Origin of the sequence: Microcoleus sp. K5-D4, from assembly GCF_036704575.1 — a bacterium.
GTDB lineage: Bacteria > Cyanobacteriota > Cyanobacteriia > Cyanobacteriales > Microcoleaceae > Microcoleus.
The window spans coordinates 1-23,032 of record NZ_JAUBSD010000016.1 but is presented as its reverse complement, the minus strand read 5'-3'; the positions used below and the strand labels follow the sequence as shown (position 1 = coordinate 23,032).

Sequence of the window (23,032 nt, the reverse complement as noted above, 5' to 3'; positions counted from 1 at the left end):
ATTAAAGACTATTTAACTTAAAACTCAAAACTATTTTCCCTTAATCAACTTCTCAATCTCGGCTGTGAGTAGCTCCATTCGGCAAAATAGCCCCGCCCAAAGCTGCTTCATTCAAATTATCAACATTCAAGCTCGCCCCAATCAAATTAGCCTCCGACAAATTAGTTCCTGTCAAATTCGCCCCTGTCAGAGAACTTAGCAGCAAACCCGCTCCCGACAAATTGGCGTGACTCAAATTCGCCCCCCGCAAATCCGCTTCCAGCAAGCTAGCACCTGCCAAATTTGCACCGCTCAAGTTAGCTCCCCGCAAAGAAGCTTTGTTCAAATTCGCAGCCCTCAAATCAGCATTGTGCAGAATCAAACCATTTAAATTAGCCTTACTCAAATTGGCTCCCTGCAAGTCAGCACCGCTCAAATTAGAGCCATTTAGATTGGCGGATTGCAAGTCAGCACCGCTCAAATCAGCACCGCTCAAATTAGCAGCGCAAATAGAAGCCTCCCGCAGACTTGCTTCGCTCAAAGAAGCCCCAACCAAATTGACGCCACTGAGATTTCCGCGATTGAGATGAGCCCGAGTTAAAGTTGCTCCGCTCAGGTTTGCCCCGTTCAAATCTACCTCGCTGAGAATCGCCCTAGTCAGATTTGCTCTGCTTAAATCAACCCCGCTCATAATTGCTCGGCTCAGCGTCGCCCCGCTCAAATTAGCCTCAGTTAGTTTTGAGCCGCTTAGCAAACAAGCTCCTACTAAGCTCGCTCCCGTCATCACAGCTTTGCTCAAGTCAGCCTGAGACAATATTGCTCCGCTGAGATTTGCCCCGCTAAAATCTGCGGCGATCGCCACAGTTCCAGTTAAACTAGAACTCCCGAGGTTAGCTTCAATTAATTTCGCCTTAGACAAATTAGCCCCGCTCAAGTCGGCGGCGTTTAAATTAGATCCAATCAGTTTGCTTCTAATTAAGTTAGCACCTTTCAAATTAGCGCTGCTCAAATTTGTTCGACTGAGATTAGCTTCACTCAAATGAGCTGCAATGAGGTTGGCACCTCGAAAATCTCGTTCCCCGTTTCTATGTCTAATTAAAAGTTCATCGGCACTTAAAATTTCAGTGAAATTCATAAAAAAATTGAGTGAGTTTCCTTAATTTCTCGATGTTCTATGTTGTGTGAAAGTTTGTACTATCGTGTTTGCCAGTCAGTTTTTTAAACTAATACTGCCACATTAACAATTGTCAAAACTGCTTGATTCCTACCATCACCCTGCTCACCTAGTTATAAATTACGAAAATAAACCTGGTTCTGGTATAATCTGAGTTTGGCTAGCGCGGAAGTTATGAAAAAATCGCGTTTCTCGCTGCCTGTAAGTCCTGTAAGTATTATTTTGCTAGTAATTAGTTGGCGGTTGATGTTAGTTGTTAATGGTTAGTTGTATTTATACTAACTGCTAACCACTAAATATTACCTGCTAACTCTTTACCAAAATACCGAGAAGTTATCGATCAATCTTGTCAAGGTTGATCGAATATTTGGGGTATTGCTGGCGGCATCCGCGCCGCCGTCTCACCCGAAAATTTGCCAGTACAGGCGATCGAATTTATGAGTGCAATTAAGAAAGAAGATATCCGAGCTTCAACGCCTAATGCCTTCTAGATAAGTGCTTTCTACCTTCGAGTAACCCGGACGGCAGCACCAGGCCAGCTCAGCTAGTGTCACCTCCCCCCACTGTGCTCCGTGCCAGTGAAAACCAACAGGAAGGCTGTTTCCCTCGGAGTGCTGAGCGAATCGCTGGCGAAGCAAGCAATACGCTGTGCTGAGCCTGAGATTGCGCGAAAAAATGGATCGCGAGTCGTTCCCGTATTCCCGCGCTGCTGTGCTTGCTGTTAATGTTTTCTCGATCCATGAGCGCTTGCGGTTCTAATTTACAGAACACTCGACACCAGACGCGCTCCCGGACATAAAAGCTGTTCCTGGGCTTCTCAAATGCTTTCCTGAGGCATTCCCAGAAAAACTGTATTCATGCCGCAGGTCTTGCCAACAGCAATTGGGCTGCTACAGCCAAGCAATGACCAGCCTAAGTCTTGCGGGAAGGCGACGACAATATTATTCTAATAGTTGCCGACCACTGCATGCCGTACTCGGCGCGCGGGAATGGCTACTTCACCTGTATAAGTTGCTGAAATTAGCTACCCATAATTAAAGATAGTCGCTCTTTGACTAACTGGGCAATATCTGTGGTAATTTAGGTCATTTAATTTGATAATACTGCGGGGTTGAAAATCGCGCCGTAGTGAGTGTTACAGACTAAAAAACCGCTGGGGATTTCTGCTGTAAAAATTCAGGGAGCCGATCGATCCTCCGGCGTAAAGCCGAGCTCACGAACTGGGCCCCTAATCAAAATTAAACTTTTGACAGGTGGTTTTTTTAAGTTCCCAGAACAAAACAAAAGCCGGCTTTCAGATAAAAAGCCGACTTTTGAGATAATTTTACCGACCAAGCGTCAAACCGCTAGCTAGCCGATGTTGGTTGGATCACTTTCCACAATCCGAGTTTGCGAGTGCGACTACCCTGCAGAAAGTAGAAACAATACCCAAACAAAGTCTGAATTATTATTAAACCCGACGGTGGCCGGTGACGCCCTGATTGGGATCGTAAATATCAGCCGTAGTATCAACGCCGGGAGTGCCAGGAGCGCCGTAATCAGCCCGAGCACTATCTACGCTGGGATAGTCGTAGGTGTTCCAATGTTGAATACCTCCGCGACTCAGAATGCTTTCGGCTTGAGCGACTTCTGTTTCGCTGCCGTCAACCAGTACCAAGTAATCTCCTCTCGCCACGCGATCGTTGTATACTTTAGCTTCCTCTTCGGGAATTCCCATACCGACTAAAGCTCCGATCAAGCCGCCTGCTGCCGCACCCAAAGCCGTACCGGCTAGTGTAGTGGCGATCGCCGTAGCTGAGGCTCCTGCTAGCATAATCGGCCCGATGCCCGGAATTGCCACTAAGCCCAGACCTACCAACAAGCCTGTCAAACCGCCCAAAGTGCCACCTGTAAGTGCCCCCTTTGTGGCCCCTTCATCGGATTTGTTGTCCGCGCTGTCGTGCACGTCAATGCCTGCGATGTCCCCTTTCGAGTCAGCATCCTTAGCGATGACCGAAACCCGATTCATGTCGAAACCGGCATTTCTCAGTTCTCCCAGTGCGTGTTCCGTCTCGCGGCGGGTTGAAAATACTCCCACGGCGCGCTTCTGGCGACCCGAAGCTCTGCGGCCGGTGTCTGCTGGCACATCGTAAATGCCCCAATCCTGAATGCCCCGCACGCTCATAATTCCTTCGGCTGTGGCAAGTTCGGCATCTGTTCCTTCTACGAATACCAAATATTCTCCGCGTGAGACGCGATCGTTATAAACTTTAGCTTTTGCTTCGGGAACTCCCAAGCCGACCAAACCGCCGACCAAACCGCCTGCTGCTGCCCCAATCGCGCCTCCGACCACAGTATCTGCCAGCAGAGTTGCGATCGCACCCCCTGCCATCACCGGGCCCACTCCCGGGATCGCTAGCGCTCCAATGCTTCCGAGTAACCCAATCAAACCGCCCGTCACTGCTCCCGCTGTCGCGCCTGCTTTGGCACCACCGCCCACTTTCTCGTCGGTACCCTTACCAGCGGTAGCGCCCGCAATTTCGTTGCGATCGAGATTTTCCCCAACAACCGAAACTTTATTCATCGGAAACCCGGTACTTTGCAGCTCCATCAGGGCTAGTTCCGTATCTCGGTAATTAGAAAATGCTCCTACAGCTCGCTTGTGTTGACCTAAAGCCATTTTTTTTCTCCTGAAAAATTATACTACTTTTACACAACCACAGAATTTATGCTCTGCCATCAATCACATTTAGTCATTTTTTCCAACAATTTTCATCGGTCGCTAGGAATAACTTCCCGCTCTATCTTCAGGTTGGTTTCCAACTAATTCTCCGGGATGGGAAATCGGAAATTGGGAAGGGGAAGTTGCAGGTATTGCGGGAGTTTTGAGTTCGTAAATTTTAAATTAGATTTAAACTCTTTAACTTAAAACCCCGCTCTCCCTGGAGAGTCACCTACCTAAGCGTTACGATCCGCTCCGCCAGCAATCTTACAATGCCAAACTTTACCCTCTTCCCTGAGACTTCTCTCCTAGATAACTACATCCTTCTTCCTTCTTTCCCTCGGACTTCTTCCTTCTAATTTATTGATTGCTGCTAGGCGATGCGGGTGCAGCGGGGGCGACAACAGCAGTAACATTCACCTGTTTGACACCTTTAATCTCTTTAGCTAGTGGCTCAATTTTAGCTAAATCAGTTTGATTGGGAACTGTGCCACCTACGGTGACAAGCCCATCTTTTGCGTCAACAGTTAGCTGACCTTTAGTGATGTTTACTTCTAACTTGGAGCGGACTTCACTTTGGAGGTCGCCATCGGCTCTTATTGCATCACCGCCCGTCACATTGTTGCGCTGTTCTCTGGCCCTGATATCAGAATTTGCTTGGTTTTTGCGAATATCGCTCGTTGCGTCACCCTGAGTTTTTTGAACTGTCTCGGCTGGGGGGGGGCTAGTGGTATTTTCTGTGGCAGAATTAGGAGAATCAGCGCTAGTTTTAGCCCCGTCGCTGCAAGCAGCACCTCCAAATAATAGGATGCCGCTGAGGAGAATTGGTGTTAGTTTGTTCATAATAGGTTAATACCCTCCGGGTAAGCTTTCAATGAGGCTGACTTGGTTGAGCCAGATGGGAGCCAGATGAAGCAAGACAGCATCTTTGTTTGTGCTTTCTGGTTTGTGCTTTCTGCGATTTAAAAATCCTTATATCAAATATATAAACTTGAGCAAGTATCTACATCGCTCCACGGGTGTAAAATTTATCTATGTCGTTAGATAGAGTACAAAAAAGAAAAAAAGGTCTTAAGTCAAATTTAGCGTAATTTAGTTCTGACCACATTATTACTCAGAAACAGGTTTGAACCCGCCTTTTTTGTGGCCCAGGTCAATATTTACCTAAACACAAAGTTGAAAAGCGTAAGTTTTATTAATAAATTCGATCGCCAATCCCAACTAATTTTTCTCTCTTCCCTGGAACCTGTGACTTATTCCCTCAACCTCTCTCCGTTAAATCTGTTAAATCTCCTACACTACTCATTGCCAAACTTCCTGCTTCAAAACAAACGAAAAGAGTCTAGAAATTTTTGAGCATTTTCTGGTTCTGGGGTAGTGGCAACCAAGCCGTAAACGCGCGTTTCCACCAAAAAAACTTGACCTACACCTACAGGTTCACTGGGGGAAAGCGGCTGAAACTCAAATTCTTTTCCGGGATAGCCTCCGAGGGAAATATCCCGCACCTGCAAAACTTTAGCATTCGCTGCCACGACGAAAAAATCAACGGCATTATTTAAAGTAATTCTGGTATTATTGATATTATTGTTCCTCAGCCGAAAATCAAGGTCAAAGTATTGAAGCAAATAAGTTTCTTTGTTTTTTAAGTTCGATCGGTATGTATGAGCAATAATTTGATTTGAAAAAGTTTCAGAATTAATTTTGGGATTTGCGGGCATATCGATCGCAAACTGACCCATCGCCGAGCAAAATGGCTGCCAATCTGGCGTCTGAATGGCTGTCCGCAGTGGGGCTGGTTGAGAAGCAGCGGGACGGGCAAACTTGACAGGGTATGAAAGTAATGTAGCAGTAACTAGAAGTATATACAGAAATTTCATTTGGGTAAAAATTATATATGCCTGATCGATCTGCGCTAGCCTAGAAATATATCTGCAAAGGGGCGATTTATGCTGAATATTATATTTACTCAACGGCGAGGCAACTCTCCAGGACGATCTAAAATCACTAAAACCAATAAAACCAATATACTCGCTGCTGTAAATACTTGGCTGGCTGTGTGTCTGCTGGCTGCTGTCACAGCTTGTGCAAACAGCCCCAACAGCAAGGCCCTCGAAGAATCTTTAGCCGCCGATCCCAAATTAAAACAAAACCCAGTAGTTTTCTCTTCCCCGCCACCAGCGACAGCAATTGAGACAAACTCTACCGCCAAACTTCCTCCCGATTTCCCGACAGAGATTCCACTCTATCCTAATGCTGAGTTAATCGAAGTTAGTGGGCAAACCGATCCGTCGCCAAAAAATGTGCGGCTGCGCTGGGAAAGCACTGATCCTGTTAATTCGGTTCAGAACTTTTACTCTACAGAGTTTGGGCGTCGCAACTGGGAAATAGTCAGCCGCCCCACCGCCGAGGGACAAGGTTCTTTGGTAGCAACGCGAGATAATTTACGGGTAACAGTGTCGCTTTCTCCTACTCAGAAAGTAGGGGGTTCTACAGAATTTGCGATCGACTACAGCAAAGAAAGCCCCGAAATTGCCACCAGTCCCCAACCTAATAATTCCGAGTCTAGCGCATCTCCAACACCAACACCTTCTCGATCTAATTCAGAGGGAACTACTCCAGGGTCATCCGCTTCGTCAAAATCAGCAAAAGTTAGCGAACAAGAAAGCCAAATTCCTCAACAGTTGCGGCAGTATGTGGCTGATTTAAGTCAGTTGGAAGTGCTGAAAGTGCGATCGACAGAAGGTGCTAATTTAGAAACAGCCAGCACTTTGCCCAAACCCAACAAAATTATCACTCGCCGCGAATACGCGCGCTGGTTAGTAGCAGCTAACAATCAGATTTATGCTAGCCGTCAAGCCAAACAAATTAGATTAGCTGTAGACTCTAGCGAACCAGCCTTTTCTGACGTACCCAAAACAGACCCGGATTTTTCAGCAATTCAAGGTTTAGCAGAAGCCGGTGTAATTCCGAGTTCGCTTTCGGGTGAAAGTAAAGATGTGAAATTTCGCCCGGATGCACCTTTAACTCGCGAAACAATGATTCTCTGGAAAGTACCTTTAGATAGTCGTCAAGTTTTACCGACAGCTAACATTGACGGAGTGAAAGAAAAGTGGGGTTTTCAAGATGCTTCTAAGATTGATTCCCAGGCGTCGCGGGCAGTTTTAGCTGATTTTAACAATGGAGACTTGGCGAATATTCGCCGCGTTTTTGGTTTTACTACTCTGTTTCAGCCGAAGAAATCGGTGACTCGCGCCGAAGCTGCTGCTAGTTTGTGGTATTTTGGCGTTCAAGATCAGGGATTGTCTGCTAAAGATGCCCTGGAAGCAAAGTCTCAACCTGCTGAGTAGAGTTTTTTTGGGGTGGTTAAAAGTTTTGAACACACCATCTACTTACCAATACCCAGGAAACCGGGTTTTTTCTCTGTAAGCAAACCCGGTTTCTGCGTCCAAGACTGCCGAAATTTTACCAATTTTTGATTAATCGGCGTGCGATCGCCCGCCACAAAAATTGCAGCTTAAGTTTCTAGGAGTTCGGTGAATATGGCTTACCCAGAAACCGACTTTTATCTACGAAAATGCCCTGTAAAACGCGAGGCATATCCGGTGAAAAACTCCGTTTCTTTAATTTCTTTGGGAGAGTGGTCATTAAAAATCTTTTTAAGAATCCTACATCGGCTTTTCTGTCCTTGTCGCCTACCCTAGGAAATAGATTTTTTTTGCTTTAATCTTAATTTCTGTATCCTGCCCTACAAGCGCTGCATTTGGCGGGCTAATTTTCTACATATTTTCACTAACACTTTGTTCAAAACTCTCAGTAGGATTCCGGATGCCGTAGCGGCCTTAACGATAAATGAACAAGAGTGTTTGAGCTCTTGGAGAGCATTTTTTAATGTACGATATTACCTTATTTACCCCGCAAGATATGGCTAAATGCAGCTTAGTCCTGCGCCACTTAGGTAGAAATACTGCTAGTATGGAAGCCACCAGCCAGAAGATTGTTAACTATATTTACCAACATTTTTGCGATTCGCAAACAGGAGAAAATACCTGTGCCTTAGTGCGTTTGTTCAAAACTCATCCCTACGGGGAATTAGAAGACTCATTGCAACAATCCGCCCGCCGCTTGATGAAGGGCAATTCCCCAGCCGCCGACATGAAATGTTGGACTCTGCTAGCAGCCGCAGGCACAGAACCGCAGTGGAATTCTCGGCACACAGCAGCAGAAAATACAGCTATTCCATTAGTTAGCACAAAATTAGTGGCTCAAATGCCGGCGATTTCGGAAATAATCCGGCAGTTTGGTTTAGACATTCCTACATTCCTCGGAAGTGAGCCAGAAAGGTTCCTGCAATTAGAGCCCGCAGTATTAAATATTTTTTATGTATCAGAGGCAAAAGGTAGCCCCTTTATTCCTGAGCAAAATTCTTTAATTATTCCCTACAATGTCAAGTCTGTCTTGGGATTTGGGGGACTTCTGCCGTCAGGAAGTTTGTTTGCGGTAATGATGTTCCTGAAAGTTAAAATTCCCCAAAGCAGGGCTGAAATGTTTAAAAATTTGGCACTTAGTGTCAAAACAGCATTGTCCCTCCCCGACGAAAAGAGTGTTTTTGAATATTCAGAAAAACCTACAATTTTTGTTACAAATAACAATAATTACGAAACCCAATTACTTGAAGATCAAGTGGCTAATTTGATGCAATTGCTGGACTTTTCCGAACAAGAAATGCTGAGACAATCTGCCCGGTTTCAACAGATTATTGACAATTTACAGCGCGAACTTGCCGAGCACAAAAATAAGGAACAAGCTTTGAAAGTAAGCCAAAATTCATTTACAGGCATCCTCAATATTCCCAATGATGCTATTTTGCAAGTCGAGGAAAATCACGGAATTCAGCGTTTTAATCAAGGGGAAGAACAGATTTAAACTAAGGTCTGTGTTTAGCAACCCGGTTTATCCACGAAACCGAGTTGTTGCGGTGTTTGCGGATACGAATTTACGATCGCACATTTTCCCGATCGAGTTTTTCGCTATCAGCAAATTTACAAATGGCTAGCGGGGCAGTTTGCTGCGGGAAATTGGTCGCACTGGCGAGAAGGGCTAAACGCTTTGAGCGTAACTTTTGTAGTATTTGTTATGTATGTTTTTAAGTGTTAGTTAGTTTTTGCTTCCTGCTCCCTATGGAAGCGCCAGATTAGATTCTTATTTATTAAGAAAAAGTCTATTTTGGTTGAGGCTAAGTATCATGGCAACAATATTTTTTATTGGATAGGCTTACCCGTACAAATATGGCTGTAAAATTCAACATCCAAAAAGCCTGATTAGTAAGTTTTTGGCAGGGGAGAATTGATGGGGATCTACACAAAAGCGCAGTTACAATAGGAAAAGAAAATAACTGCTGGGACTAGCGTGCGGCGCGATGGGCATACTGAGTGGACGAAGGCTACAAATCGGGGAGATTTGTAGCCTTATATTTGTCAATAGGAATTTTTGACAGCAACAACGCGAATTCGGCGATAATCTGCAATCCAATTACCATCGCGGTACAGCGTCGGCCGCAAACGCTCTGCAACTTGGTTAATTACGTGCGATCGCACATCATCAGACAACCCCGACAAAAACTCGCCAGCAAACATTTCAATCCAATTTACCATACCCGCGCTGCCGTCTTCTAGGGAAGTCGGGCGATCGAACAAAACGGCATAACTAACCTCAAATCCCTGCTTTTCCAAAAGCCCAGCATACTCGCCAATACTCGGAAAATACCAAGGATTAAGCGCTTCAGGCTCCTGGCAGCCAATTTCTGACAAAACACTCAAAAGTGCGCGGACGATCGCCCCCACGTTCCCCTTACCGCCAAACTCAGCAACAAAACGCCCTCCCGGCTTCAGCGCTTTTTCCACACAATTAATCCCAGCATCCGGCTGTTTAATCCAATGCAAAACCGCATTAGAAAACACAGCATCTAACGGCTCTTCTACTTTAAAATTCCTCGCATCCGCTGTATCGAACTTGATGTGAGGATAGTTAACTTTTGCCGTGGAAATCATCGACAAAGATGAATCAATACCTTGCACCAAAGCACCACTTTGAGCAATCTTTTCAGTTAACTGTCCCGTACCGCAGCCCAAATCTAGAATACGTTCTCCAGATTGAGGAACGAGTAACTCCAAAAGCGATTCGCCGTACTGCCACACAAAAGCGTGCTGTTGTTCGTAAAGACTTGTATTCCAAGAATCTTGTGCCATGATAACTACCCTGAACCTTTCTTCTCTTTCTCTGTGTTCTCTGCGTCTCTGCGGTTAATTAAAAAAAATCCTTCTTCACAAAACCAACCAACTTATTTCTTGGCTAGTTGGGCTATCGCACTTCCCTCGATTCGGCAAACCATAATATTTTCCAAAATGCGCGCTCCCTGCTTTTCATAAAAAGCAATTCCCGGCGCATTGCCAGTATTAACAGTCCATTCCATACGCCCGCAATTTGTAGACTCAGCAATTTGTGCCAAATATTTTAACAGCGCTGTACCGATTCCCATACCGCGCATAGGAGCTTGCACAAATAAATCATCAAGCCAAAGGCACGGCTGCGTCAATAAACTTGAATAAGAAGCATAAAACATAGCAAACCCTACCGCTTCTCCCGCAACTTCCGCCAACAAAACCCGCACTAGCGGAGGCTGGCAAAACAACGTTTGCTGCAATTTATCGGCTGTTGCTGTCAACAGGTTTTTAGAGCCATCGAAGTCGCTTTTTTGGGAAATAAAATCCACGATTAATTCCAAATCTGCCAGCTCTGCTTCTCTAATTCTGATATTCAAATTAGCCATTGTTTAATTCTCAATTTCGCCTATTAATCACTGTATTAAATGCCATCATAAATGTCCAATATATGTTTAACTAACCACTTATACTTTTAAAATATCAATGATTGGGGAGCTATGGAACTTCGGCATTTGCGTTATTTCATTGCAGTTGCAGAGGAACTGAATTTCACTCGTGCAGCCGAAAAACTGCATATTGCCCAACCACCGCTGAGCCAACAAATCCAGCATTTAGAGGCAGAGTTGGGGTTTCAACTGTTTCAGCGCACCAAGCGGACGGTGCATTTAACGGCAGCGGGACAGGTGTTTTTCGAGGAGGCTGGGAAAATTCTGCAGCAAGTCGATCGAGCAATTCAACTCGGCCGACAAACCAGTCGGGGCGAACTCGGCCAACTGACGATCGGCTTTGTGAGTTCTGCAGCACACAACGTGGTTCCAGCGATTTTGCAGGCGTTTCGCACTCGGTGTCCCGCCGTTAAGCTGGAACTGCACGAACTGACGACAAACGAACAGTTGCAGCGGCTGCGGTTCGGGCAAATTGATATCGGCTTCGTGCGCCCTCCGGTTGAGGAAGATGGGATAAATTCTGAAATCGTTTTTCGAGAACCCCTGATCGTGGCACTTCCAAAAACGCATCCGGCCGCCGATCGCACGCATCTTGAATTACGGGAACTTTCCACGGAACCGTTCATTTTATTTCCGCGTTCCCAGGCTCCGGGATTGTACGATGCGATCGTCAGTCTTTGTCAGCAAGCAGGTTTTAGCCCGATCGCAGCTCAAGAAGCAATTCAAATGCAAACCATTGTGAGTCTGGTAGCCGCCGAGATGGGAGTGGCGATAGTCCCGGCGTCGATGCAAAATTTCCAGCGCAGCGGGGTTGTTTACAAAGCGTTACCAGAATCAACCTCCATTGTGGCGATCGCTCTGATTTGGCGCAGCGAGCCAACGGCGGCGGTGCAGCAGTTTTTGGAAATTGCCAGACACATTAGCGGATTTGAGATTTGAGATTGTAAATTTTAGATTGACTGGTAATTTGACAAAGTTATCAAAACTCAAAGATTTTCTGTGCAACAACACCCGTAGAATGATTAATTGATGCTCGGAGTCCGAGCAACTACCGCCGTAAAAGTCGGCACGATCCGACCAGAACGGCTTAGAATATCCCACCTAACTATTCAGTACAAGAGAGCAAGGGATGGTATTGGCAACAGAAATGGGTTCGTCCCAACCGGAATCCTCTTTCGATTTATCTACTTATCTAGTCAAGCGAAAAGAGGCGATCGAGGTAGCTCTCGACAGTGCACTCCCGGTCATCTACCCAGAGAAAATTTACGAAGCAATGCGCTACTCGCTGCTAGCGGGGGGCAAGCGCCTGCGTCCGATCCTGTGTCTGGCTAGCTGCGAACTGGCCGGTGGCACTACATCTATGGCAATTCCCACAGCTTGCGCTTTGGAAATGATCCACACGATGTCGCTGATTCACGACGATTTGCCGGCAATGGACAATGACGACTACCGACGCGGCAAACTGACGAACCACAAAGTCTACGGCGAAGATATCGCCATTTTGGCTGGCGATGGTTTGTTGACCTATGCTTTTGAATTTATCGCCACTAAAACTCAGAACGTACCCCCCCAGCAGGTGTTGCAGACGATCGCCCATTTAGCGCGGGCATCGGGTGCTGCTGGACTCGTAGGCGGTCAGGTGGTTGATTTGGAATCGGAAGGAAAGACAGATGTTTCTCTGGAAACTTTGAATTACATTCACGCTCACAAAACAGGGGCGCTGTTAGAGGCCTGCGTAGTTTGTGGGGCAATTCTGGCTGGGGCGTCTGCTGCGGATTTGCAGCGGCTGTCTCGTTTCGCTCAAAATATTGGGCTGGCTTTCCAGATCATTGACGACATTCTGGATATTACTGCTACCCAAGAAGAACTGGGCAAAACTGCTGGCAAAGATGTTCAAGCAGGAAAAGTCACTTATCCGAGTTTGTGGGGAATTGAGGAGTCTCGGCGCCAAGCTTCGCAGCTTGTTGCTGATGCTAAGGCTCAATTGGCAGTGTTTGGGAGCAAAGCTCTACCGCTGCTGGCGATCGCCGATTTTATTACCAGCCGCAGTAACTAGAAATACCAAATACTATGCAGGAAATTTGCAGCGGCATCTTAAACAATCATATACTCGTGGTTGCTTTGCTTGCTTGTCTGGCGGCTCAGATCATGAAGCTGCCGATCGAGTTGGTCAAAAATCGCAAGTTTAATCTTCGCTATTTGGTAACAACGGGGGGAATGCCCAGCGCTCACTCGTCTTTTGTGGGCGCTTTGGCTGCTGGAGTGGGACAAACGATGGGATGGGAAAGTCCGGAGTTTGCGATCGCTGCGATCTTTGCAATTATTGTGATGTATGACGCAGCAGGCGTCCGCCAAGCCGCAGGCAAGCAAGCTCGCATCCTCAACCAAATTATTGACGAGTTTTTTGAGGAAGATCACAACCTTAATGAGGCTCGCCTGAAAGAGTTGTTGGGACACACTCCTTTTCAAGTGCTTGTCGGTTTGGGGCTGGGAATCACTATTGCTTGGATCGCAGGGCCTGCATATTAGTTAACTGTTAACTGTTAACTGTTAGTTGTTGACTGTTAACTGTTAACTAATGACTACTGACCGAATTCTGCTTGCAGCAGGTCGTCGTTGTCATCGGCGATCGTGGCGACAATAGTAATAACCCGAGAAATTTCCCCGGTCGAGATTTCCGCCATCGTCCGAGTCGATACTACGGCAACTTGATTGTCAACAATGGCAAAATGAGATTCTAAAGTAGACAGCCAATTCATTTCTAGAATTTTCCGCATTAATTGAGCTTCATTCTTCGCTGGCAACTGCAGTACAAAAGCCCAAACAGTCAAAGTATCATCTTCGGTTTCGCCGGTGAGTTGCACGAACACTTCAACACTGCCGTACTTAAACTTCCAAAGATGTCCGCCAGCTTCACTTTGACCGACCATCACTTTTTGGTCTACAGCCATGCTGGCGATGACAGTTTCAATTTCTTCTGCATAGGTGACGGCTGTGGCTTTTTCGACCTGCTCGGAGGCGATCGCACTTTCACTTGAGAGGCTTTCTGCGGAAGCTGTTTGTATGTTCGGCTCGCTGGTAGTCATAATTATATTTAGATGGAAAACTATTCCAATAATCAGTTTACTTGCTAAAGCTTAAAATTATGATTTTAAATAACTGGTTCCGAGGCTATGCCAAGGAACCAGTATATCTCGCTTGTTTGCGGAGGCAGACGCAAGTTTGACTTGCAAAGCGGTTTCAACCAGGTTCGCGATCGTTTTTAAGCCTTGGGCTTAGCCGTCGCCGGCTTCTTCTCAATGGTATTCAAGCCGTTGAGGAACATGGGAACCAATTTCTCCACAAATGCCTGCGGGTCGCGGTTCCAGGCCCGCTGAGCTACATCGACTCTAGTCATTTGCAGATCCGGGGCCAGCAGGGTTCTGGGTAAGCGTTCCATCAGGTATTGCGGGCGTTCCCACATCGGCATGGTGTTGGCAATATCCACGAGGCGGGTGACGCGGCGGAGTTCTGCCCCCAGCATGATATCCATTCCTGATTCAAAAGCTGCTTGTTCGATCGCCATATACTTGCGCTTTGCCTGTTCCACCTTTTGGCGGTGTTCCGGGCTTTTGTCGGCGATTTGGGCCAGCCAGCGATTGCCCCAGCGGACGTGACCAGCTTCTTCTGGAAAAATCTTTTCGATTGTTTCGCGGATTTTGATGTTTTCTGCGGTTTGGGGAGCCTGTTTGAGGGCGTGGATGTGCGCGCCGAAATACTCGCATCCTCGCTTCTCGGTGACGTTAATCGCGGCGAGGGAAGAAATTACAAAGTCTTCGCGGTTTTTGGTAGGGTCTTGTTGTTCGCTGTCATACAACCTTTCAAATTCGTCAATGTAGGAGACTCCTGGCGGCGTTCCCACATTTTGGCCGAGGTCTACCAGCAAGTCGGTGAGCCACATGGCGTGCCGCGCTTCGTCGGAAATGTGCCGAGAAAGGTCGCGCACGAGTTCGGCTGGTTCCCCGTTTAGCTGTTCGATCACGTCGGTGAGGTCTTTGCAACTGCGCTGTTCGCTAAATCGGTAGCGGTTGAGGGTGATCAGGTGAATTTCGCGATCGCGCACTACATTAGCTAAAATTTCGCGCGCTCCCATTGCGTTGCGAAGCTTGCGGGGATAGGCAACAGTCATGCTTTTGTGTTGTTTTGTAAAGATACTTATATAAGTGTAACGCACTTTTTTCGACAACCAATTACCTCGCAAGGCAGAAAGTTATTGTTTAGCACGGAGATTCAATTTTATACAGATAATTTTTTTACTAGCTCAACAAATGACAATAGTTTTGAGTTGCGAGCCATACCATTTTAGATTTTAGATTTTAGATTAAAAATGACTGATGACTATCAGGGTTTGGAGCTTTTCTACAGTTACGTTATTTTTTTAAACTGCTATAACGCAAGGCTTGCGGGGCTCACAGACAGCAACCTCATACACTCAAAACTTTTCAGTTTCCGTCGAGTCTGAAGCCTCAACACTAGCAGACTCTTGTTGATATTTTCGCGCCTCTTCTACTTCTAACCTAGCCAGAGTTGTCGCCACATCGGCTAACTGTAAAGCCAGATTCATCCGACAAACCGGGTTTTTTTCCCTCCAGAGGTCTTTTGCCAAGAAATGTACTCGATAGCGAAACATTTTAATTGAATTTGGCGGAGTAACTTTCACAGTCATAGTCTTTCTTCGGTTGAAGTTTGAATGCGGAGCAGCACCCGTTCTAGCTCCAAGTAAACAAATGTCAGCATAATTACTTTATCTTCATGGGTGATTGTAACACTACAGGTTGCCGATCGAGGTTCAACGCCTTCGTGCCTGACAACTACAGTATATTTTCCCTGCTTCAGGTTATCAAAATTCACATCTGCCTCAAACAGGTCAACTGTCTCCTCAGCCAGCAGTCGTCCTTCTTGAGTCAGTAATGTGACAAAGGCAATGCCGTTAACTGAAGTCATAGCATTATTACTCTGATTGCGGATCATCACAAAAATATCGGACATCGTTTAGTCATTGTTAATTGCTAATTGCTAATTTAGAATGAGTGCAGCACCTCACAAAAAAATGAGCATAAATACAGTGAATCATTTCAAGCTTTTGCTAATTTTGACGGCTTTTGCAGCGGTTCTCGGTTTGGAAAGAAGTGGGGCGCTAGCTGCTGTCTCAAATATCTCTGAGACTGACCCTGGTTTGCAGCTTCACGGCGTGCGGGTTGCTCAAAGGGACGATCGCAATTTAAGCAACTCAAAAGGTACATTAAAAGAAGGCAGTGCCATCTCTATCGATCCTGATGAAGTTACGGGCATACCAAAAGCTGAGGCGCGACAGCGTTTCATTTTGAATAAGATATATCGGGTTCAGGAAGGCACTACCTCTGACGATTTGTTTATTGTTGATGAGAAAGCAACTAAATGGGCTGTAGAGGATGTCTCTGAGGCTACAATGGGTGCTACTACTAACAGCGTTGCCCAGATAGTGTCGGGTAACGGGAGAGTGTGGGCGTTGATCCAGAAGTTCTAAACTCGAAAAAAACGCCGCTTTTAAGGGCGGCGTTCTTATTAATTAAAAATCACAGGTTAAAAATGGTATAATTACCAGTTTTAACTTTTAATTTTTAATTATTAATTTTCTAACAGTCGTAGTAGAGAGCAAACTCGTAGGGGTGAGGACGCAACCGCATCGGGTTGACTTCATTGTCGAGTTTGTAGGAAATCCAGGTTTGGATGAAGTCTTCGGTAAATACGCCGGTTTCAGTTAAGAAACTGTGGTCTTTTTCTAAAGCTTCTAAAGCGCCTTCCAAGGAACCGGGAGTCGAAGGAATCTTGCTCAATTCTTCAGGGGAAAGGTCGTAGATATCTACGTCCAAAGGTTCGCCCGGATCGATTTGATTCTTGATGCCGTCAATGCCGGCGCACAGCATGGCTGCAAATGCTAAATAGGGGTTGGATGTGGCATCGGGACAGCGGAATTCTAACCGCTTAGCTTTGGGGTTGGTTCCGGACAACGGAATCCGCACTGATGCCGATCGATTCCCTTGAGAGTAAGCTAAGTTTACAGGCGCTTCAAAGCCCGGAACTAAACGCTTGTAGGAATTGGTCGTGGGGTTGGTGATTGCCAAAAGTGCCGGTGCGTGCTTGAGAATGCCGCCGATGTAATGCAGTCCCATTTGACTGAAACCAGCATATTGATCGCCTGCAAATAGAGGTTGGCCGTCTTTCCAAATCGACTGGTGAACGTGCATCCCGGAACCGTTGTCGTTAAACAGCGGTTTGGGCATGAAGGTGATCGTTTTGCCGTATTTTTTGCCGACGTTTTTGATGACGTATTTGTAAGTCAGCAAGTAGTCGGCGGCTTGTACTAAAGTGGCAAAGCGGAAACCGAGTTCGCATTGACCGCCGGTGGCGACTTCGTGGTGGTGTTTTTCGATGGGTACGCCGCATTTTGCCATTGTCAGCAGCATTTCCGTTCTCATGTCTTGAGAGGTATCGGTTGGTGCTACTGGGAAATAACCTTCTTTGTAACGCGGTTTGTAACCGAGGTTGCCGCCTGCTTCTTCTTTGCCGGAATTCCAGCGACCTTCGATCGAATCTACGTAATAGTAGCCGGAATTTTGGGTTTGGTCGAAGCGAACGTCATCAAAAATAAAGAATTCTGCTTCCGGGCCAAAGAATGCTGTATCGCCGAGACCGGTCGAAAGCAAGTAGTCTATGGCTTTTTGGGCAATGGTGCGCGGACAGCGACTGTACGGTTCGCCGGTTCGAGGTTCTTTGATGCTGCAAATGAAGCTGATGGTCGGTTCTGCCATGAACGGGTCCATCCAAGCGGTGGTCGGATCGATGACCATCGTCATGTCTGATTCGTTGATGGCTTTCCAGCCCCGAATGCTGGAACCGTCGAAGGGTACGCCGTCTGTGAATGCGGTTTCGTCGATTTGGTCGTGGTACAGGGAAAGGTGTTGCCAGATCCCCGGCATATCGATGAACTTTAGGTCAACGATCTGGATTTGATTTTCTTTTATGTAGTTTAAGGCTTCTTGGGGTGTCTGGAACATGACTTACTCCTGATATTGGTTGTGTCTTGGCGATCGGCCGATTTCAGACTGTTTGGGCGATCGTAGGCCTTCAGTATCCACTATTTTGTATCTATGGCTACAAAATTTTGAAATAGCGGCCCACTGCGGTCGGGCAGTTTGAGATTCTTGCCCTGTGGATTATTTTTCGGCTGAAGATACCAGGCAAACGGCTAAATTTTACGACAGTTTGCCACGGATAGACTACCCTTCGTGAAAATCCTATCTCAAATCTTAATCAAACGCCGATTTGTAGTAGTCTACAATAGGCGGTCTGTCTCAGATAGCAAAGTATTGATAAAGATTTTTGGGAGAGAAACTTATGCGCGATGCAGTGACTAGCCTGATTGAAAACTATGATGTTGCTGGTAGGTATTTAGACCGAGATGGTATCGATCGGTTGAAATCTTATTTTGCAACCGGCACGGCACGGGTACAGGCGGCGGCTGCGATTAACAGCAATGCTGCGGCAATTGTCAAGCAAGCTGGTATCCAGCTATTTGCTGAACAGCCGGAACTGATCCGTCCGGGCGGAAATGCCTACACGACTCGCCGTTACGCGGCTTGTCTGCGGGATATGGACTACTACTTGCGCTATGCTACTTACGCCCTGGTGGCGGGAAGTACCGACGTGCTCGATGAGCGCGTGCTGCAAGGTTTGCGAGAAACTTACAATTCTCTAAGCGTTCCCATTGGCCCGACGGTGATGGGGATTAGCATTATGAAGGAGATGGTTAAGGCTCAGGTGCAAGCTGCTGGCTTGTCTGTGGGGCCTTTTTTGGATCAGCCTTTTGATTACATGATTCGCGAATTGAGCGAACAAGATATTTAAGTCAATTTGCTAGTTCTTTTAGCAGCAAATTGCATTTGTGGCTGGCACTTAGCAGCAGTTAGATCGATCGCTTTTTTTGGCATCACAGCCTCCAAGCGATCTTTTTTTATGGGTTATATAGCAGTTGACAGTTGACAGTTGACAGTTGACAGTTGACAGTTACATACTACGAGCATCAAACCGTTTATGCTAAAGGGTCATAGGATCTATTCATGACATTATTTATGTCCTAACCTGTGTGGCGGTTGCTATACAATTTTAGATTAAAGATTTCAGATTAAAAATAAGAGATTAAAAATTTGAATAATTGGGAATGACTTATGAATTAAGGGTTTGGAGCTTCCCTATAATTGCATTCTTGTTTGAAACTGGTACTAAAAATCGTCAACCCATCCCCAGACGAGGCATTTGTTCAGGGGATTTTTGGTTTGGCGCAGAGCGATTTGTGCGACGGTTGTTGCTTCTACTTCGCCATTGGGGTAAAGAATGTGGATGATATCACCGCTGACGAAGGCGAGGGGATTTTCTTGACAATTGCCAGGATTTCTGATAGGAAAGTTAATTGTTTTCATAGTCGATCGCCCTGATGGTATTTGTAGCGCTTTTAGCTGCATATAAATCATCCGCTAGTCACAAAAATTATTGTGTGATTCTATGAATGTTTATCTGTGATAAAACTACACACTCACAGCGATCTCAGTCACATCATGTGAGCTGGGGCGATCGCCCCGTGATGATCTCAAAACCAAAATAATCGGCAAAAATTAGCAGTGGGGCTTGTGCGTAAGTGCTAATCTGGTACTGTTCTTAACCCTATCCGTACAGATTAAAAACCTTGGCTAAACAGCGACTAGACACATTATTGGTCAGCCTAGATTTGTGCAGTTCCAGACAGCAAGCTCAGGCCTTGATTCGCACTGGGAAAGTCTCCATCAACCAACAGGTAGTTGACAAACCGGGCACTGAGGTCGATATTGCAGCAAAAATTCAGATTAAAGAGCGATCGCGCTATGTTTCCAGAGGCGGCGACAAATTAGCCAAAGCTTTAGAAGTTTTTGCGATTCCCGTTGCAGGCAGAATTTGTCTCGACGGCGGCATCTCCACAGGCGGTTTTACCGACTGTCTGCTGCAAGCCGGCGCCGCCCTAGTGTATGGCGTAGACGTTGGCTACGGTCAAGCAGATTGGGGCTTGCGTAACGATCCGAGAGTAATTTTGAAAGAACGCACCAATTTGCGGTACATGACTGCTGCTGAGCTTTACGGCGACTCTGAGCGAGCAGATTTGGCGGTAGTAGATGTGTCGTTTATTTCCCTGGATAAGATTTTACCGGCGCTGTGGGAATTGTTGGTACCACCGCGAGAAGCGGTGTTGCTGGTAAAGCCGCAGTTTGAGGTAGGGCGCGAGAGAGTCGGGAAAAAAGGCGTAGTGCGAGACTCAGCAACTCAAGCTGATGCGATTTTTCAAGTGTGGAAGGCAGCCACAGCTTTAGGATGGCAGGAACGTGGCTTAACGTGGTCGCCTTTACTTGGCCCGGCAGGTAATATCGAGTATCTTTTATGGTTGGGGATCGATCACGAACAAGAAACCGACCAGAGGGCGATCGAAGAGGATGTTGTGAAGGAACGAATTGCACAAGTCACCAAAGCGGCGGCGCGGGAACTTGTCGATCGATTGTAGATTGATTTCAAGATGTCAAGCTAATCTATTTTAAAAATCAAATTTGGAACTCCAGATTGCTCTAAATTTTAAAAAATTTTGTCAATCAGACTCCTAAACTTTCACAAGAGTGAATAATTCCATGCAATCATTCAAACAAGCCGGTTCGATTTTCCTGTACGTTCTAGGTGCCATCGGGTATGTGGCGATTGTAGCTACTATTGTAGGCGTTTCTATTCTCATCAAGTGGGCCGCTCTGCTACTAGCCGACAAATTATTATATACCATCCTGATTATCGGCGATTTGTTGAGGGGTATCGAAATTATTGAACTGTTAAATATATTGATATTTGCATTTATCGGTATGGGAGTGGGTGTGGCGACAAGACTTCTACACCCTCAATACGGTCGCAAAATTAGTGCGGCTTTGTTGATAGTTATAGTGCCCTTAGTTTTCATGATTACGCCAGCCATTCGATATAATGCTTGGCTGGAAAAAGTGGAAGAATCGGATAAATTATCGCCTTCGCAAACTGCAACCTTAACTAACTCATTTTTGAATAGAAAAGTTGGATTACCAGGTTTTATCGGTTATTACGTATATACTGGTCAGTTTCCGGTTATTCCGACGAAACAATCGGAGATGAAAGACCTTGACAGTTTTGAAAAAAGAGTTAATTCCAGATTTGTACAGTTCACAGGTATTGCTCCGACTATTGTTTCTTGGTCAATGCGGGTTTGTTTTTGGTTGATTAGAATATTTTACTTTTCTATAGCGGTAATTGCGACAATCGCCCACTTTAGGGAAGGTGTTAGAATTGCCAGACGGTAATACGATTTTCGATTTTCGATTAAAGAATTGGAAATTACTTATGAAGATGGTGGTGTGGAGCTTAGCTACAGTTGCATTCTTTTTTGACAATTGTATAAGAATAAAAGCAGTAGGGTGCGTCAGATCCTAGCTCTTCGATTATTCGCAAATAACCATCTGCTGACGTACCTTACTCAACTACTAGGGCAATTTTTAATTGCCAATTTTAAACTCTTGCTGCAAGCGATCGATAATTGTATTACGCTCGATGGTGGCGAGAATGTCTTGAATTACCGTATCTTGCCCCAGGGGGCCCCAGGTGCAGCCTTTTTCTAAATAAACTTGGGCGGCGCGACCGACAGCGTAGGTTCCATAAGCTGCTAAACTAGCTTGAGTGACAGCAACTCCGGCAAAAGTAGAAAAGCCGATGTGCGGGGCCGCAGCCGCCGCACTTTTGCCAAATCCCAACAGAAAACTGCTACCCAATTCTCCCAAAAGTACGCCGCCAGCACTGGAGAAAATCGTCTGCCAAAGTTTCCCGGCCTCGTAACCAGTCATAGGTAAGCCGTAAAGTCTGGATAAAGAGCGAATTAAGGCTAAATCTGCGACACTTGCTCCCATTACATCCAAGAATGCCACTGGATTTAAACCGACAGCCAAAGCTTTATATTTTGCAAATTGCCAGATTAAATCTTCGGCTTCTGTTTGTCGCAATTTGAGAACGTGACGGGCAATGTGTGCTTCGGCATCTCTAGCTTCAACTAAAGCATTTAGAGCCAGGAGCGATCGACCTTCTCTGTTAAGAATGGTGAGAATTTTATTTTTTAGTTCGTCTATCTGCGCGGGCGGCGACTCCCATTCGTAAGTGACTCTTCCGTCGGACCATTCCACCCGCACTTGCACCGGCGCTGGTTCCGCAGCTACCATAACTATTTCTAAAGATTTGGAAGTTTTAGCGGGTGATTTTGCAGTAGATTTATCTGAGGAGTTGTTTGGGGGTTCGGACAAATTTTCGCTATCTGTTTCCTCTGTTACCGCAGCGGCTGCTAACTGTTCAGAATTTCCCAGCGCTTGCAAACTTTGGTAAATAGCTTTTCTGTCTAATTCTGGATAAAGGTCAATTTTATTAAAAACTAAAATTACCGGTTTTTGAGCTGTTTGCAATTCGCACAGTGCTTGATATTCAGTTCGGGTGATATCGCCTGCAACGACAAACAGAATTAAGTCAGCTTGGCGAGTTACTTGTTTCGCCATTTCGCCGCGCACTTCGCCGCCAACTTCATCAAGTCCGGGAGTATCAATTAATTCAACTTGCACCCCTCCTTTCCCCCCCTTGCCAAGGGGGGGTTGGGGGGATTCGTCGTTGTCAAGGAAGGATAGAGGCACACTCCAGCGCACGGAACGCGGCCACTGAGTCACGCCGTTGAGAGGGCCTGTTTGCAGAATTTTGTGACCTAAAAGCGCGTTTAATACGGCTGACTTGCCGCGGCTGACTAGGCCGAAAGTAGCAATGCGGATTATGTTGTGGTCTAGTTTTTCTGAGGTGGAAGTTAAGATATCTAACTGATATTGCAGCGCCGCTTCTAATTCTGTATTATTCGAGTTTTTTTTCCCTTGGCGCAGGTGGGAATAGCGCGCCAGGGCTTCGCGCAAACTAGCACGGGCAAGAGATAAGCGATTTTCTTGAAGGGAATTGTCAGCCATTGGCGATCGGCTTTTTTAAGCAGGTATAATTGATCGTCGAATTATAAATCCTATTTCTTATTTTAATACACTTTTTCATAAATTTATAATTTTTCAGTTGTGAGTTTTCCAAAAAATAGACCTCTTGCGAAAGTGCGAGCGCTCTAGTAAAATAAAAGAAAAAATTAGCTGAATAATATGAATTACGAACAATT

At 45.9% G+C, this 23,032-nt stretch carries 21 protein-coding genes and 1 pseudogene; 9 read left to right on the top strand and 13 right to left on the bottom strand.

The window, feature by feature from the left end:
• Nucleotides 1-52 precede the first annotated feature (52 nt).
• The 4 genes from QUA77_RS07455 to QUA77_RS07440 all read right to left on the bottom strand — a co-directional run bounded on the left by QUA77_RS07455 (nt 53) and on the right by QUA77_RS07440 (nt 5,731).
• On the bottom strand, nt 53-1,114 hold the full coding sequence (locus tag QUA77_RS07455; protein ID WP_333449725.1) for a pentapeptide repeat-containing protein: 1,062 nt from the start codon (nt 1,112-1,114) through the stop codon (nt 53-55).
• A 1,489-nt stretch (nt 1,115-2,603) separates the two neighbouring features.
• Entirely contained in the window at nt 2,604-3,812 is a 1,209-nt protein-coding gene (locus QUA77_RS07450; protein WP_333449724.1) for a histidine kinase, read from the bottom strand.
• A 402-nt stretch (nt 3,813-4,214) separates the two neighbouring features.
• Nucleotides 4,215-4,697, bottom strand: coding sequence for a BON domain-containing protein (locus QUA77_RS07445; RefSeq protein WP_333449723.1), 483 nt, complete (start codon nt 4,695-4,697; stop codon nt 4,215-4,217).
• 479 nt (nt 4,698-5,176) lie between these two features.
• On the bottom strand, nt 5,177-5,731 hold the full coding sequence (locus QUA77_RS07440; RefSeq protein ID WP_333449722.1) for a hypothetical protein: 555 nt from the start codon (nt 5,729-5,731) through the stop codon (nt 5,177-5,179).
• A 69-nt stretch (nt 5,732-5,800) separates the two neighbouring features.
• On the opposite strand from QUA77_RS07440, the gene QUA77_RS07435 reads away from it, so the two are divergent.
• Nucleotides 5,801-7,201, top strand: coding sequence for an S-layer homology domain-containing protein (locus QUA77_RS07435; RefSeq protein WP_333449721.1), 1,401 nt, complete (start codon nt 5,801-5,803; stop codon nt 7,199-7,201).
• Between the two features lie 541 nt (nt 7,202-7,742).
• Complete coding sequence (locus QUA77_RS07430; RefSeq protein ID WP_333449720.1) at nt 7,743-8,777, top strand: histidine kinase; 1,035 nt, start codon at nt 7,743-7,745, stop codon at nt 8,775-8,777.
• 551 nt (nt 8,778-9,328) lie between these two features.
• Here the strand turns inward: QUA77_RS07430 and QUA77_RS07425 are convergent.
• Nucleotides 9,329-10,108, bottom strand: a pseudogene (locus QUA77_RS07425) (class I SAM-dependent methyltransferase); the annotation flags it as partial.
• Between the two features lie 83 nt (nt 10,109-10,191).
• Nucleotides 10,192-10,680: a GNAT family N-acetyltransferase gene (locus QUA77_RS07420; protein ID WP_333449719.1), complete on the bottom strand. Its 489-nt coding sequence runs from the start codon at nt 10,678-10,680 to the stop codon at nt 10,192-10,194.
• A gap of 111 nt (nt 10,681-10,791) precedes the next feature.
• Between QUA77_RS07420 and QUA77_RS07415 the strand changes: the two genes are divergently transcribed.
• The 3 genes from QUA77_RS07415 to QUA77_RS07405 all read left to right on the top strand — a co-directional run bounded on the left by QUA77_RS07415 (nt 10,792) and on the right by QUA77_RS07405 (nt 13,269).
• Nucleotides 10,792-11,679: a LysR family transcriptional regulator gene (locus QUA77_RS07415; RefSeq protein ID WP_333036044.1), complete on the top strand. Its 888-nt coding sequence runs from the start codon at nt 10,792-10,794 to the stop codon at nt 11,677-11,679.
• A gap of 190 nt (nt 11,680-11,869) precedes the next feature.
• Complete coding sequence (gene crtE / locus QUA77_RS07410) at nt 11,870-12,796, top strand: geranylgeranyl diphosphate synthase CrtE (protein ID WP_333036045.1); 927 nt, start codon at nt 11,870-11,872, stop codon at nt 12,794-12,796.
• A gap of 14 nt (nt 12,797-12,810) precedes the next feature.
• Nucleotides 12,811-13,269, top strand: coding sequence for a divergent PAP2 family protein (locus QUA77_RS07405; RefSeq protein ID WP_333449718.1), 459 nt, complete (start codon nt 12,811-12,813; stop codon nt 13,267-13,269).
• Nucleotides 13,270-13,322: 53 nt separating this feature from the next.
• Here QUA77_RS07405 and QUA77_RS07400 read toward each other — a convergent pair whose 3' ends face one another.
• The 4 genes from QUA77_RS07400 to QUA77_RS07385 form a co-directional block, all read right to left on the bottom strand.
• The gene (locus tag QUA77_RS07400; protein WP_333036050.1) at nt 13,323-13,826 is read right to left on the bottom strand and encodes a YbjN domain-containing protein; all 504 of its coding nucleotides are present in this window, start codon (nt 13,824-13,826) and stop codon (nt 13,323-13,325) included.
• A 176-nt stretch (nt 13,827-14,002) separates the two neighbouring features.
• Nucleotides 14,003-14,908, bottom strand: coding sequence for a ferritin-like domain-containing protein (locus tag QUA77_RS07395; RefSeq protein ID WP_333036051.1), 906 nt, complete (start codon nt 14,906-14,908; stop codon nt 14,003-14,005).
• A gap of 303 nt (nt 14,909-15,211) precedes the next feature.
• Complete coding sequence (locus QUA77_RS07390; protein ID WP_333036053.1) at nt 15,212-15,445, bottom strand: hypothetical protein; 234 nt, start codon at nt 15,443-15,445, stop codon at nt 15,212-15,214.
• Nucleotides 15,442-15,723 carry a hypothetical protein gene (locus QUA77_RS07385; protein WP_333036055.1) on the bottom strand — a complete coding sequence of 94 codons (282 nt, stop codon included), beginning with the start codon at nt 15,721-15,723 and terminating at the stop codon, nt 15,442-15,444. The genes QUA77_RS07390 and QUA77_RS07385 overlap by 4 nt, the downstream gene beginning before the upstream one ends.
• A 106-nt stretch (nt 15,724-15,829) precedes the next feature.
• Between QUA77_RS07385 and QUA77_RS07380 the strand changes: the two genes are divergently transcribed.
• A complete protein-coding gene (locus QUA77_RS07380; protein WP_333036057.1) occupies nt 15,830-16,285 on the top strand; it encodes a hypothetical protein in 456 nt (151 codons plus the stop codon).
• A gap of 109 nt (nt 16,286-16,394) precedes the next feature.
• Here QUA77_RS07380 and glnA read toward each other — a convergent pair whose 3' ends face one another.
• The gene (gene glnA, locus QUA77_RS07375) at nt 16,395-17,816 is read right to left on the bottom strand and encodes a type I glutamate--ammonia ligase (RefSeq protein ID WP_333036059.1); all 1,422 of its coding nucleotides are present in this window, start codon (nt 17,814-17,816) and stop codon (nt 16,395-16,397) included.
• Between the two features lie 340 nt (nt 17,817-18,156).
• Between glnA and apcB the strand changes: the two genes are divergently transcribed.
• The gene (gene apcB / locus QUA77_RS07370) at nt 18,157-18,666 is read left to right on the top strand and encodes an allophycocyanin subunit beta (RefSeq protein WP_333036060.1); all 510 of its coding nucleotides are present in this window, start codon (nt 18,157-18,159) and stop codon (nt 18,664-18,666) included.
• A gap of 374 nt (nt 18,667-19,040) precedes the next feature.
• Here the strand turns inward: apcB and QUA77_RS07365 are convergent, their stop codons facing one another.
• Entirely contained in the window at nt 19,041-19,280 is a 240-nt protein-coding gene (locus QUA77_RS07365; protein WP_333119642.1) for a hypothetical protein, read from the bottom strand.
• Between the two features lie 221 nt (nt 19,281-19,501).
• Here QUA77_RS07365 and QUA77_RS07360 point away from each other — a divergent pair, with 221 nt between their 5' ends.
• Nucleotides 19,502-20,344, top strand: coding sequence for a TlyA family RNA methyltransferase (locus QUA77_RS07360; protein WP_333036063.1), 843 nt, complete (start codon nt 19,502-19,504; stop codon nt 20,342-20,344).
• Between the two features lie 121 nt (nt 20,345-20,465).
• The gene (locus tag QUA77_RS07355; protein ID WP_333036064.1) at nt 20,466-21,155 is read left to right on the top strand and encodes a hypothetical protein; all 690 of its coding nucleotides are present in this window, start codon (nt 20,466-20,468) and stop codon (nt 21,153-21,155) included.
• Between the two features lie 192 nt (nt 21,156-21,347).
• Here the strand turns inward: QUA77_RS07355 and QUA77_RS07350 are convergent, their stop codons facing one another.
• Nucleotides 21,348-22,838, bottom strand: a complete 1,491-nt coding sequence (locus QUA77_RS07350) for a DUF697 domain-containing protein (RefSeq protein WP_333036066.1) — start codon at nt 22,836-22,838, stop codon at nt 21,348-21,350.
• Nucleotides 22,839-23,032: the final 194 nt, after the last annotated feature.